Origin of the sequence: Paracoccus endophyticus (assembly GCF_003286075.1) — a bacterium.
Taxonomy (GTDB): Bacteria; Pseudomonadota; Alphaproteobacteria; order Rhodobacterales; family Rhodobacteraceae; genus Paracoccus; species Paracoccus endophyticus.
The window spans coordinates 1-10,413 of record NZ_QLUV01000027.1 but is presented as its reverse complement, the minus strand read 5'-3'; the positions used below and the strand labels follow the sequence as shown (position 1 = coordinate 10,413).

Annotated in this window: 16 protein-coding genes; 9 read left to right on the top strand and 7 right to left on the bottom strand. The window is 60.3% G+C overall.

The features are described from left to right. Nucleotides 1-889: MobQ family relaxase (mobQ, locus tag DPQ23_RS15790; protein ID WP_205961479.1), on the top strand; the 889-nt coding region annotated here is incomplete at its 5' end. Between the two features lie 153 nt (nucleotides 890-1,042). Here the strand turns inward: mobQ and DPQ23_RS15560 are convergent. The 5 genes from DPQ23_RS15560 to DPQ23_RS14695 all read right to left on the bottom strand — a co-directional run bounded on the left by DPQ23_RS15560 (nucleotide 1,043) and on the right by DPQ23_RS14695 (nucleotide 4,043). After that, on the bottom strand, nucleotides 1,043-1,936 hold the full coding sequence (locus tag DPQ23_RS15560) for an AbiTii domain-containing protein (RefSeq protein WP_162630786.1): 894 nt from the start codon (nucleotides 1,934-1,936) through the stop codon (nucleotides 1,043-1,045). Nucleotides 1,937-2,543: 607 nt separating this feature from the next. After that, nucleotides 2,544-2,957 (bottom strand): DUF2442 domain-containing protein, encoded by a 414-nt coding sequence (locus DPQ23_RS14705; RefSeq protein WP_112875525.1) that lies wholly within the window; start codon nucleotides 2,955-2,957, stop codon nucleotides 2,544-2,546. Then, a complete protein-coding gene (locus tag DPQ23_RS15555; RefSeq protein ID WP_162630785.1) occupies nucleotides 2,944-3,177 on the bottom strand; it encodes a DUF4160 domain-containing protein in 234 nt (77 codons plus the stop codon). The genes DPQ23_RS14705 and DPQ23_RS15555 overlap by 14 nt, the downstream gene beginning before the upstream one ends. Next, a complete protein-coding gene (locus DPQ23_RS14700) occupies nucleotides 3,170-3,436 on the bottom strand; it encodes a CopG family transcriptional regulator (protein ID WP_112875524.1) in 267 nt (88 codons plus the stop codon). Before DPQ23_RS14700 ends, DPQ23_RS15555 begins: the two co-directional genes overlap by 8 nt. Then, nucleotides 3,429-4,043: a ParA family protein gene (locus DPQ23_RS14695; RefSeq protein WP_112875523.1), complete on the bottom strand. Its 615-nt coding sequence runs from the start codon at nucleotides 4,041-4,043 to the stop codon at nucleotides 3,429-3,431. Before DPQ23_RS14695 ends, DPQ23_RS14700 begins: the two co-directional genes overlap by 8 nt. A gap of 140 nt (nucleotides 4,044-4,183) precedes the next feature. On the opposite strand from DPQ23_RS14695, the gene DPQ23_RS14690 reads away from it, so the two are divergent. From DPQ23_RS14690 to DPQ23_RS15550, 7 genes are all read left to right on the top strand, one after another. Next, nucleotides 4,184-4,867 carry a recombinase family protein gene (locus DPQ23_RS14690; RefSeq protein ID WP_112875522.1) on the top strand — a complete coding sequence of 228 codons (684 nt, stop codon included), beginning with the start codon at nucleotides 4,184-4,186 and terminating at the stop codon, nucleotides 4,865-4,867. Next, nucleotides 4,864-5,703 carry a replication initiator protein A gene (locus DPQ23_RS14685; protein WP_112875521.1) on the top strand — a complete coding sequence of 280 codons (840 nt, stop codon included), beginning with the start codon at nucleotides 4,864-4,866 and terminating at the stop codon, nucleotides 5,701-5,703. The genes DPQ23_RS14690 and DPQ23_RS14685 overlap by 4 nt, the downstream gene beginning before the upstream one ends. A 532-nt stretch (nucleotides 5,704-6,235) precedes the next feature. Continuing rightward, the gene (locus DPQ23_RS14680) at nucleotides 6,236-6,601 is read left to right on the top strand and encodes a type II toxin-antitoxin system RelE/ParE family toxin (RefSeq protein ID WP_112875520.1); all 366 of its coding nucleotides are present in this window, start codon (nucleotides 6,236-6,238) and stop codon (nucleotides 6,599-6,601) included. After that, nucleotides 6,598-6,933, top strand: a complete 336-nt coding sequence (locus DPQ23_RS14675) for an XRE family transcriptional regulator (RefSeq protein WP_112875519.1) — start codon at nucleotides 6,598-6,600, stop codon at nucleotides 6,931-6,933. Before DPQ23_RS14680 ends, DPQ23_RS14675 begins: the two co-directional genes overlap by 4 nt. A 51-nt stretch (nucleotides 6,934-6,984) precedes the next feature. Then, complete coding sequence (locus DPQ23_RS14670; protein WP_112875518.1) at nucleotides 6,985-7,152, top strand: CopG family antitoxin; 168 nt, start codon at nucleotides 6,985-6,987, stop codon at nucleotides 7,150-7,152. A gap of 42 nt (nucleotides 7,153-7,194) precedes the next feature. Further along, nucleotides 7,195-7,455, top strand: a complete 261-nt coding sequence (locus DPQ23_RS14665) for a CopG family ribbon-helix-helix protein (RefSeq protein WP_112875517.1) — start codon at nucleotides 7,195-7,197, stop codon at nucleotides 7,453-7,455. 632 nt (nucleotides 7,456-8,087) lie between these two features. After that, the gene (locus tag DPQ23_RS15550; protein WP_162630784.1) at nucleotides 8,088-9,056 is read left to right on the top strand and encodes an SGNH/GDSL hydrolase family protein; all 969 of its coding nucleotides are present in this window, start codon (nucleotides 8,088-8,090) and stop codon (nucleotides 9,054-9,056) included. Nucleotides 9,057-9,178: 122 nt separating this feature from the next. On the opposite strand, the gene DPQ23_RS14660 is transcribed toward DPQ23_RS15550, so the two are convergent. Together DPQ23_RS14660 and DPQ23_RS14655 are read right to left on the bottom strand one after the other, a co-directional pair. Beyond that, nucleotides 9,179-9,739: a hypothetical protein gene (locus DPQ23_RS14660; protein ID WP_112875516.1), complete on the bottom strand. Its 561-nt coding sequence runs from the start codon at nucleotides 9,737-9,739 to the stop codon at nucleotides 9,179-9,181. After that, nucleotides 9,736-9,987 carry a hypothetical protein gene (locus DPQ23_RS14655; RefSeq protein ID WP_112875515.1) on the bottom strand — a complete coding sequence of 84 codons (252 nt, stop codon included), beginning with the start codon at nucleotides 9,985-9,987 and terminating at the stop codon, nucleotides 9,736-9,738. Before DPQ23_RS14655 ends, DPQ23_RS14660 begins: the two co-directional genes overlap by 4 nt. A 158-nt stretch (nucleotides 9,988-10,145) precedes the next feature. Here DPQ23_RS14655 and DPQ23_RS14650 point away from each other — a divergent pair. After that, on the top strand, nucleotides 10,146-10,413 hold a 268-nt coding region (locus DPQ23_RS14650; RefSeq protein ID WP_162630783.1), incomplete at its 3' end, for a MobA/MobL family protein.

Sequence of the window (10,413 nt, the reverse complement as noted above, 5' to 3'; positions counted from 1 at the left end):
CGCGCCGGAGTGGGTCCATGACCGCTCCAAGCTGTGGAACCGGGTGGAGGTCGCCGAGACCCGCAAGAACAGCCAGCTCGCCCGCGAGGTCCGGGTGGCCCTGCCCGCCGAACTGAGCCACGAGGCGCGGGTGGAGCTGGTGCGCGACTTCTGCCAGCGGTCCTTCGTGGACCGCGGCATGGTCGCGGACATCGCGCTGCACGCGCCGGGGCTGACCGGCGACGAGCGCAACCACCACGCCCACATCCTGCTGACCACCCGCGAGATCGACGCCGAGGGGTTCACCACCAAGAACCGCGACTGGAACGCCGTAGCGGTTCTGGAGGACTGGCGGGAAGCCTGGGCGCAGGACAGCAACGCCGCCCTGGAGCGGGCCGGCCATGAGCTGCGGATCGACCACCGGACGCTGGAGGCGCAGCGCGCGGAGGCGCTGGAGCTGGCCGCCGAGGCGCATGAGCGCGGCGACGAGGCGGCGGAGCTGGCCGAGAGGGTGCGCGCCGTCGCGCTGGACCGGGAGCCGCTGCCGCAGCTGTCGCTCGGGGCGTGGCAGCTCAAGGAGCGCGGGATCGAGGTCGCGGCGGTGCGGGTCTGGCACGATGTCCGGGAGCGGGCCCTTGAGGTCGGGCGCGTGGCCCAAGAGCTGGCCAGCCACGCCCGCGACTGGCTCGGGCGGGTGGCCGAGCGCGCGCTTGAAGCGCTACCCCAGCACGACGCATGGAGCGACTTCTTCGCAGAGGCCGCCGGGGGCGGGCTGCGCGACGACTTGGCGCGTGACCTAGACCGGGAACGGCAGGTGGCGGACCAGGCCGAACGCGTCCGCCAGCTGGAGCTGGTGAAGGAGCGCGAGGCGCATATGCACCGCGACGCGGGGCTGGATCACGGGTTGTAGATGCGATCCGGGCAGGCCCGCCCCTCCGATCTGTAAGGTCTCCGGGGCAGGCCTGCCCTATGGCCGCTTTGAGCGCATTGCAGCGCTTTAGAAAGAGAGACAGTGTAAGCGCATGAGGGGCTTGCTCATGGTCATAGCAGTTGTCGCGATAGCCTATCCCAATATCTTCGATATCTGAGATAGTATGGATAAAGCCCCGGTTGCCAGCATATTACCCGCAGCCCCACTAAGTGCCGCACGCATATCGCCGACTAGACCTTGCATCTTTTGAGTGTCCGGCTGCTGCGACTGAATTTCTATATTCATTGCGTCAACTAAAACTGGAAGATCCTTACCGGCGCCGCACTCCATTAGCTTCGGCACTTCGGCATTGATTTGATCAATAAGTAGTTTAACATCAGAAACATCATTGGACCGCAAGGAAATATTTCCGGAAGTATTATCGCTTCCCATATTTCCAGCAAAATTGCCTATCGTTCCAATATTGTAAGTATTCATTGCGTTCCTTGCCGCCTCTCTCTCAATTGTGTTGAAGGTCATTCCCTCGCCAAGCACGCCTTGGCGCTCCATTTCAATCGACCATTCTAAGACTCTGTTGCGTACTGCATCAAGAATTCCAATAATTGCTCCTCGAGGTACTTTGATGACTATTCGAGGGGTAGGATGATCAAAGATATCGTTTAATCTACTAACTAACTCTGCGCGCATTGGGAGATGAATTTCGCCCCCAGATTTTTCTTTCTTAACTAAATCACTTAAACCAGCTATAGGTTGCCCGATGTTTGCAGTACTGATTATCTCCATAAGCTTAGGATTACCCACAATTGGAACCCATCCATTATAGGTATTCCATGCAGCAGCTTGACCGTGAACTTTGCGATATTCGGGTAGTCTATCAGAATATCCGTTAAGCTCGTTGTCAACCCAGCTTTCCAACTGCTCTAAGCGAAGTTTAGCTGCTGCGAGTTTTACTCGTCTAAGGAGGTTTTCTATTGGCACACTTGCATCAAGAGATGCCTGCTGAATTTCAAGAATCAAACCTGTCATAGGCAGCCTCCACACATGCTGTCAGTAGAGTGTCGATGATCTTCTAGAGCGGCAGTAAATTCCATTACATCAGGCTATCTAAGAGTAAAAATGATACCTGAAATTACGAAGGCTGCAGACCAGAGGATTGCCAAAGGCCAGGCGAATATCGCTATGAATGTAAACCGTGCTGCTGCAACGTAAATGGCACCGCACGAAGATGTATAGCTTAGCATCTCGGAGGTTGAAAACCCACTTCCACAGCCGAGACTGGAGCCTATTAAATAAAGGGAAATAAAGATCACAGGAAGAAATCCAAATAAAATTAGTGTAATTCCTATCTTTCGGCTGGGAGGTTGATAGTTGGGCATGGCATCCAGTAGCTGCAAGCGTGTTTCAACAATCTGACTTAGATAGCACTGGCAATGACTATGTAAGTTTTTTTGACAGTCGCAAGGAGCGTTGAGGCTTGGAACAGCAGTGGGAAATCGAGCGTGAAGCCCACGAACAGAGGCAGCACCGGCAGTGTGACCACGATCATGGGCTGGATCACTGACCCCGCCTGCCCCTCCCCGCTTCGATCATTGGCGTCTGCGCGGGCAAGGGCAGGCTGCTCAGCCTCTCAGCTTCAGAGCAAGGCCGAACGGGGCGGGCGTCCGCCCTTGCGCCCATTTGCACGGGCGGCATCTGCCTTGGCTTTGCTGGTTGCCCTGCCACCAGTTGCGCCGAGTTGCGCGGCCATCCATCGCCGCGTCCCGAACACGCCCTGCATGAGTGCAGGCACATAGACATCAGCGTCCAGCCGGGGCCAGTGCAGGCCAAGGCCAGCCGGGCTGATCTCGATCTCGGCCAGGTCGTTGGCCCCGGCTTCTGCCAGTTCCTCCAGCAGATGCACGGGCACCATGATGACGACGCCGTTGCTCAGGCCGACGACCAATCGGTTCTGGTGGGCGTCATATTCGGCGCTGACGGCATAGCCGTTCCGGCGTATTTCCTCGCCCCGGAGGACAGCGGCTTGGAACTCCTGCTCAGAAATCTCCATGAATCTCGCTCCACTTGGGGCAGAGGACGGGCAGATGCGCAGCCAACTCTTTCAGGATGCGCAGCTCGTCATGCCGTGAGAACCCGTAGCTTTCCCGCAGATGCGGCGGGCCGTCCGGGCAGTTCAGCACGAAAACCGCCTCTCCCTCAACGCCCGAGCAGCCGAGTTGCGCGGCCTTCGGTGCCCTTTTGAGCAAATACGCATTTACGTAATTACGCATTCTCGCGCTTAAGGTATTCCGCAAGAGCGGCAGCCAGAATGTCCTGGTGTGTCTGATCGGTTTCGGCGGCATGCAGGCGCAGGCGGCGGTAGGTTTCGCCGTCTAGGGCCAGCGTCAGCCGCTTTTCCCCTTCCCGCTTCTTTGGAGCAGGTTTTGGCGGGTTGTTTGATGAAGCGGCCCCGCGTTGCGGTATCCCGGTGTCGGTCGGGCGGCTTTGGGTGTTCAGCAGGCCATCGAGGGCGACGGACTTCTTAGCCATTTAGAATCCCCTTCACGTAACCCCAAGCAGCGGCAATCTCTGCCGCGGCCTTGCCGTCTGTTGTTTCGGTGACGCCCTGCCCCGTGGCTCCGGTTTCGGCATAGCTGACCCGTTGCGCAATGTTGACCGGCGCGACACGGCCATGCTGCGCCAAGACGCGAGCAGCCTCGTCAGTGATCTTGGCGCGGGGAGTCTGCGACAGGGCAAAGGCGAACGGGACGCGGGCAGCGTTCACGGCGGCAATCGTCGCCCCCACCGCGCGCAGATCGTCGGGCGAGGGACGAACAGGGATCAGCACCAGGTCGGCAGCCCCTAGCACCTCTGCCAGCCATTCCGGTGCGGCGGGCGGGGTGTCGATGATGCACAGATCGAATTGCGCCTGTGCAGCGTTCAGGGTGGGTCTTAGGGCATGGGGGGCGGGATCACGGTCAAGCATGGCCGGCGCATCCGCTTCGCGGCCCTCCCACCATGCGCGGAGTGAGCCTTGCGGGTCGAGGTCGAGGCAAAGGACGGAGCGGCCATCCTGCGAGGCGGCAACGGCAAGGTTGCGGGCGAGGGTGGTTTTCCCGGCCCCGCCCTTCTGGGCGGCTATGACTATCGTTTTCATGGGCAGAAGTTACCGCAGTTACGCAGGTGCGCAAGCGCACAAGTGCGTAAGACTGTACTTGCATGTTTGCGTAACTGCGTAGAAGCGGATAGATGTATAAAGACGCAACGGGCGTAGGGTCCGTATACAGGAGGCCAGCCATGCTCTTTGTCACCTACCTGCGCGTCAGCACGGATCGGCAGGGTAGGAGCGGGCTTGGCCTCGAAGCACAACGCAAGGCGGTGGCGGATCACGTCGCGGGCAAGGGCGCCATTGCGGCTGAGTATGTCGAGATCGAGAGCGGGAAGCGCTCGGATCGCCCTCAACTCGCCCGCGCCTTGGTGGAGGCCGAGCGACTTGGCGCTGTGCTTCTGATCGCCAAGCTTGATCGCCTCGCCCGCAACGTCGCCTTCATCGCCAACCTTCTCGAAAGCGGTGTCGAGATCGCAGCCGCTGACATGCCAGAGGCTAACCGCTTCCTGCTGCACGTCATGGCGGCGGTAGCAGAGCATGAGGCGCAAGCCATATCGGATCGCACCCGTGCAGCTTTGGCGGCGGCAAAGGCCCGTGGCGTTGCTCTGGGCTGGTCCATGCCTAAGCGCCGGGACGAACAACAGCAGGCATCCCGTAAGGGCGCGGCCAAGAACGCTCAGAAGGCGGATCTGCATGCGGCCAACGTCCTGCCCGTCATTCGTCAGATCGCGAGGAGCGGCGCGTCTCTGCGGCGGATTGCGGACGAGCTGAACACGCGGGGCATCAAGACGGTGCGGGGTGGCCTCTGGTATGCGGGGACGGTGCGCAACGTCATGGCGCGGGAAACCAGGATCGAGGCTCAAGCGGCATGAGCAACAATCGTCAGTTAGACTTGTTCGTGGCATTGATCGGTGACGTGCCTTTGCGGGATGAGCGTGAGGCTATGACCGCGCCCCTGGTTGCCTTGTCGAAGAACAAGCGCACTCGGATCGAATGGACTGGTCCAAGCGGGCAGCGCGTTTTGGTCACAGCCTCCGAGGAATACGGCGTTGCCACGATTTGGGACTATGACGTGTTGCTCTGGGCTATCTCGCAAATCAACGCCGCCATGAAAGCGCATCTGGCCGTCTCACCGCGCATCAGCTTTCAGCCTTACGCGCTGCTGCGGGCTGTAGGACGTGATACCGGGGGCAAGGGCTATGCCGAACTGAAAGCAGCCCTACACCGCCTACGGGCGACTGGCGTGAGCTATGAGAGCAAGGCCCTCGACGGGAAGCGCCGGAAGCAAGGGGCGTTCAACCTTCTGACAGCTTTCGAGATCGAGGAGGATGAGGAGGGTCGGGCAAAGGGGGCATGGATCGAGTTGCCGGCTTGGCTCTTCGAGGCAGTCCAACTCGACCGCAGCATCCTAGCGATCTCGCCGCGCTACTTCGACCTGACCAGTGGTCTTGACCGGTTCCTCTATCGTCTCGCGCGGCGCCATGTCGGTCGGCAGCAAGGATTCGCTTTCACATTCCGCGACCTGCACGGCCGCAGCGGAACCTCACAAAGTTTTGGCGATTTCAGCCGCGACCTGCGGAAGGCAATCGCTCGTAATGCGCTGCCCGAATACAGCCTGCACGATTTGGCGGGGAAGGATGGCTCTACCCTGGGCATCAGCCTTGATCCGGCGAAGGTCGAGTTTCGCGATAGGCGGTTTACCGACTGACAGCCTGTGGAACGGCACGGGGTATCACCCGCCTCCGCAGCACCCGATCTGTGGATTGACTCGGGGTATCACCCGTTCAGGGTATCGGGGTATCACCCGCCCAGACACGGGGTATCACCCGCCCAAACACGGGGTATCACCCGCCCGCCATACTTCTAAGTACATGAAAAACAATATACATTTTGGTGTGTTTAAACCAGTAACTCTTTAACCTCTTAACAGAGTCTTTCTTAACCTCTCGTCGGCCCAAGCTGTCAGAATGTGCATGAGCTGAGCGGCCTCGGAAGCTTTGGCGATCAAGGCCGCCCAAGCCTCACACGCAGCGCGCCCGGTCCGCACTCACTGACCAGCAAAAGAGTGGTGGTTAGGGGGGGTCTGGGGGAAGCGACAAGCGGTTTGCCAACCGGCAGGCTGTGGATGGACACGGGGTATCACCCACTCCCCCTGCGAGACCGGGAAGCAAGCAACTGAAAAGGCTGGGCTGAGAGCCGATGGCGCTTGAAATATGCCCTCCGAGGCATAATATGTGCCAATGGCTTGGGAAATCGAATACACCGACGAGTTCGGAAGCTGGTGGGGCACGCTCACCGAGACCGAACAGGAGGACGTGGATGCCTATGTGCAGCGCCTTGAGACCCGTGGTCCCAATCTGCCCTATCCGCATTCCAGCGGGATCAACGGCAGCCGGCACGACCACATGCGCGAGCTTCGAGTGCAAAGCCACGGGAACCCGTTTCGGGTTTTCTATGCCTTCGATCCCCGGCGCACGGCGATCCTGCTGATCGGCGGCGACAAGACGGGGAATAACAGGTTCTACGAAGAGATGATCCCGGTGGCCGATGCCCTCTACGATCAGCACATCGACGCCCTCACGGCAGAAGGATTGATCAGGAAATGACCGGACGCAGTTCTTTTTCGACGCTTCGCAACCGGATGTCGCCGGAGGCGCAGGACCGCGCCCGTGCCAAGTCCGAGGCGCTGGAGAGCGAAATGGCCCTGGCCGAGGTGCGCCGGGCCATGAAGCTGTCCCAGGAGGAGCTGGCGGCGATCCTCCAGATCAACCAGGCGTCCGTCGCCAAGATGGAGAAGCGCACCGACATGTATATCGGGACGCTGCGCCGCTTCATTCAGGCAATGGGGGGCGAGCTGGAGATCGTGGCGCGCTTCCCCGACCGCCAGATCAAGATCGACCAGTTCAGCCAGCACGCTGCGGAGGTGGTTTCCCGCTGATTGGGCAATATGGCTTGCGTGGAATAGGCTGAAAGAAGGAGATCAGGAGCTATGAAACACAAATGGCCGGTCTTGACCTCTGATGAGGACGCGGAGCGGTTCGTCGAGGAAGCCGATCTCACCGAATACGATTTCTCGCAGATGGTGCCGGTGAGCTATGAATTCGAGGCGAAGGCAGCGGCGCTGGTCCGGCTGCATCGACCTTCCCTGAAACCCTGAACGGGGTATGTGTTCGGATGTACACATGCTAAGGAACAGGTGATGAGCAGCGCCAGCACCACGATGACGATCCGGCTTGATCCACAGCTCAAGGCAAAGCTGGGGAGACTGGCGGAGGGCACCCGGCGCAGCCGATCCTTCCTCGCGGCCGAGGCGGTGGAAACCTACGTGGATCGTGAGTTGGCCATCATCGAGGGTATTCAACGCGGCGTGGCGGATGTGGCAGCAGGCCGCACCGTCAGCCATGAGGAGGCGATGGCGACCGTGCAGCGGCTCATTTCCGCAGTTCCGAGGGGCCCTTGATCCAGAAGGCGCAGTAGGAGCTGCCGTCGTCACTGGTCACCACGGTTCCGCCTGCGGCCTCGCAGAAGATCCCCGGATGCTCCCCGAAGGCACGGGCATCGGCCCGTCCCTGCAGCCAGAAGTGCCCGAGAGCGCCCAGAAGGGCCCCCAGAGCCGCGAGGCCGCCAAAGATAGCCAAGCACCGCCCGACCAGTAGAGAGCTTCCCTGCGGCCTTTCAGCATCTCCAGGCGCATCCTGTTGGCCGCGGCCCTGACCTCGTTCTGGAGCCCGGCCACGGCCTTGGCGGCCCCGTCCCGCGCCGCTTCCAGATTGGCCTGGTAGGTTCGGCTGATGACCCGCTCGGCCAGCTTGAGGGCTTCCGTGCCGCGGTCATGGGCCTCTTGCGCGCAGGCCTGGACGGCGGCGGCTTCCTTCTTGGTGGTTGTTCAGGAATTGGGCGGCGCTCCTGGGCATGCCTCAGCCGCCTTGACATCGAGGTCGGCGAGCAGCCCGGTCAGTTCCTTCTGGTCCACCTCACGAATGGCGTTCTTGCGGAGGGTGGCCGATCCCCTGACAGCGTTGTCCTTCTACTGAGCCTACGGTTTCTAGAGAGACTTCTTGTGCTATGCGATAGTCTAAAAGAGGGGACGGGATGACGCTGTTTATTGTGGGCGGCTCAAATTCTCTGTTTCGGGACGGTTGGACGGGTAAATTTCCAGAGGCCAAAAACCTTTCTGTCGGTGCGACCACCACGCTATGCGGAATCTTTCGGTGTCTGCAGCCAGATGGTCCAAAAATTGGCGACACCGTAATATGGGAATACGGAGTCAACGAAACTGTTCATAGCAGAAGAATTTACGACACCGATGTCATTATTAGAAACCTTGAGCAATTTTTGAGAATGGCGAACCAGAATAAATGGAAAGTCTTGCCATTGATGCTGATCCCACAAGTGGAAGAACGTGAAGGCACGCCAGAATATTACCACCGCGCTCTAGGTCTATTTAGATACTATGGTCTTTCGGTGGTGGATGTTTCAGCAAATTTTCGTGAAAAACTGGGGCAGGTTCCGGCTGATTATTATACAGATCCATTGCACTATCGTCGAGATGAGGAGGTAGCGGGAGAAATTGGCAGAATGGTGCAGAAGTCCCTTTGCACCGCAGCATGCCCTATCAATGTCGAGCCGGTGCGCTCTAATGGTAAGCTTGAGCTGATTAAGTTGCCTGCATCATCTTGGTTTGAGAACTCTATCATGTCACTGCCGTTGATCAATATGCCGGTTGCTTTGCGAATGGATGCCCCAGGAATCATTCGTTCTGTTATTGTACTATGCCGGCCCGGGGTTTCCGCTGGATTTCGTATCCGCCTTATCCGGCAAGGAGAGGCTCTTGCAGACGCAAGAGTTTCAACAAGTTGCAAAGCCGAAAAGACGCTCTTGAAGGCTCTTAACGCTGACAATCTTGGCAAATGGGCATTCAAGGCCGGGGATCGTCTGGTGCTCCGATACATCCAAAAGGGCGGTATTCTCTACGCTGAACAGGGGCTTCGCCGGAAATTGGAATCTGTATCCATTCCTGACTGCGACACATTGGCCGGTATCCTGGTCGAGCGTTCTTAAGAATTAGGATCAGGACTCATAGGGCGCGCGAGCTGGAGATCGTAGCGCGATTCCCCGACCGTCAGATCAAGATCGACCAGTTCAGCCAGGACGCTGCGGAAGTGGTCGCCCGCTAAGCGGGCTCACTTTCCCGCTGCTGGCGGCTCAAGCCAGATCACGCAGGCGTCGTCGCCGGCCGGGCTGGTCATGAGCTCACCGCCTGCCCCCTCGCAGAAGATCTTTGGATGCTCGCCGAAGGCCCGGGCATCGGCCCGTCCCTGCAGCCAGAAGTGCCCCAGAGCGCCCAGGAGGGCCCCCAAGGCGACAAGGCCGCCCGCCACGGCGAACACCCCACCCGACCAGTAGAGGGCCTGCCGGCTGCCTTTCAGCGTCTCCAGGCGCATCCGGTTGGCTGCCTGCCTGACCTCGTCCTGAAGCCCGGCCACAGCCTTGGCCGCGCCCTCCCGGGCCGCCTGGAGGTTGGCCTGGTAGCTTCTGTCGATGACCCGCTCGGCCGCATCGAGGACTTTCGCGCTCCGGTCCTGGGCCTCCTTCACCGAAGCCTGGACGGCGGCGCGCAGGGCGGCGGCTTCCTTTTTGGTCGTGGCAGTGGCGGTGAGATTGACCACGTCATGACGCAACAGCCGGACCTGGTCGGTCAGGTCGTTCATGAGCTGGGCGGGGCTCTTGGGCGTTTCGCTCATGCCTCGTCCGCCTTGGCATCGAGGTCCGCGAGCAGCCCGGTCAGTTCCTTCTGGTCGACCTCGCGGGTGGCGTTCTTGCGCAGGGTGGCGGCCATCCAGCGGGCGATCTTGGGGTCCTTCAGGGCCTCGGTGGTTACGATAGCGCCGACGATGATCTTGCGACGGGTTTCCCCGGCCTTGGCGCGGGTCTTGAGGCGGGCGAGCCTGGCCTGAGCCTCCGCGATCTGCTGGTCGATGGTGCGCGCCATTTCTGCTGTCCCTGCCGCCTTGTTCTTGTTGCGTTTGTGGCGAGCACAGCGGTAGGGTTCAAGCACGAAGTGCCCACTTATACAAACGCGTGCCGCGTTTGTGTGGGCAAGGGAACCCTCGCGTTTCCCTTCAACCCTTAGCGAAGTGCAGCGCATTCATGGCGATCTATCACCTGCGGGCCACGATGATCTCCCGCTCCGCCGGGCGCAGCGCCACGGGCGCGGCCGCCTACCGCTCCGGCGAGCTGATCCACGATCAGCGCACCGGGCTGGACTTCGACTATCGGGCGCGCAGCGGCGTCGAGCATGTCGAAATCCTTGCCCCTTCCCACGCGCCGGAGTGGGTCCATGACCGCTCCAAGCTGTGGAACCGGGTGGAGGTCGCCGAGACCCGCAAGAACAGCCAGCTCGCCCGCGAGGTCCGGG

Coding starts and splice junctions, on each gene's coding strand:
- DPQ23_RS14680 (WP_112875520.1), top strand. CDS start 6,236: ATGGCTTGGGAAATCGAATACACCGACGAGTTCGGAAGCTGGTGGGGC.
- DPQ23_RS14675 (WP_112875519.1), top strand. CDS start 6,598: ATGACCGGACGCAGTTCTTTTTCGACGCTTCGCAACCGGATGTCGCCG.
- DPQ23_RS14660 (WP_112875516.1), bottom strand. CDS start 9,739: ATGAGCGAAACGCCCAAGAGCCCCGCCCAGCTCATGAACGACCTGACC.
- DPQ23_RS14700 (WP_112875524.1), bottom strand. CDS start 3,436: ATGGCTAAGAAGTCCGTCGCCCTCGATGGCCTGCTGAACACCCAAAGC.
- DPQ23_RS15555 (WP_162630785.1), bottom strand. CDS start 3,177: ATGCGTAATTACGTAAATGCGTATTTGCTCAAAAGGGCACCGAAGGCC.
- DPQ23_RS15560 (WP_162630786.1), bottom strand. CDS start 1,936: ATGACAGGTTTGATTCTTGAAATTCAGCAGGCATCTCTTGATGCAAGT.
- DPQ23_RS14685 (WP_112875521.1), top strand. CDS start 4,864: ATGAGCAACAATCGTCAGTTAGACTTGTTCGTGGCATTGATCGGTGAC.
- DPQ23_RS14670 (WP_112875518.1), top strand. CDS start 6,985: ATGAAACACAAATGGCCGGTCTTGACCTCTGATGAGGACGCGGAGCGG.
- DPQ23_RS14665 (WP_112875517.1), top strand. CDS start 7,195: ATGAGCAGCGCCAGCACCACGATGACGATCCGGCTTGATCCACAGCTC.
- DPQ23_RS14705 (WP_112875525.1), bottom strand. CDS start 2,957: ATGGAGATTTCTGAGCAGGAGTTCCAAGCCGCTGTCCTCCGGGGCGAG.
- DPQ23_RS15550 (WP_162630784.1), top strand. CDS start 8,088: ATGACGCTGTTTATTGTGGGCGGCTCAAATTCTCTGTTTCGGGACGGT.
- DPQ23_RS14690 (WP_112875522.1), top strand. CDS start 4,184: ATGCTCTTTGTCACCTACCTGCGCGTCAGCACGGATCGGCAGGGTAGG.
- DPQ23_RS14695 (WP_112875523.1), bottom strand. CDS start 4,043: ATGAAAACGATAGTCATAGCCGCCCAGAAGGGCGGGGCCGGGAAAACC.
- DPQ23_RS14655 (WP_112875515.1), bottom strand. CDS start 9,987: ATGGCGCGCACCATCGACCAGCAGATCGCGGAGGCTCAGGCCAGGCTC.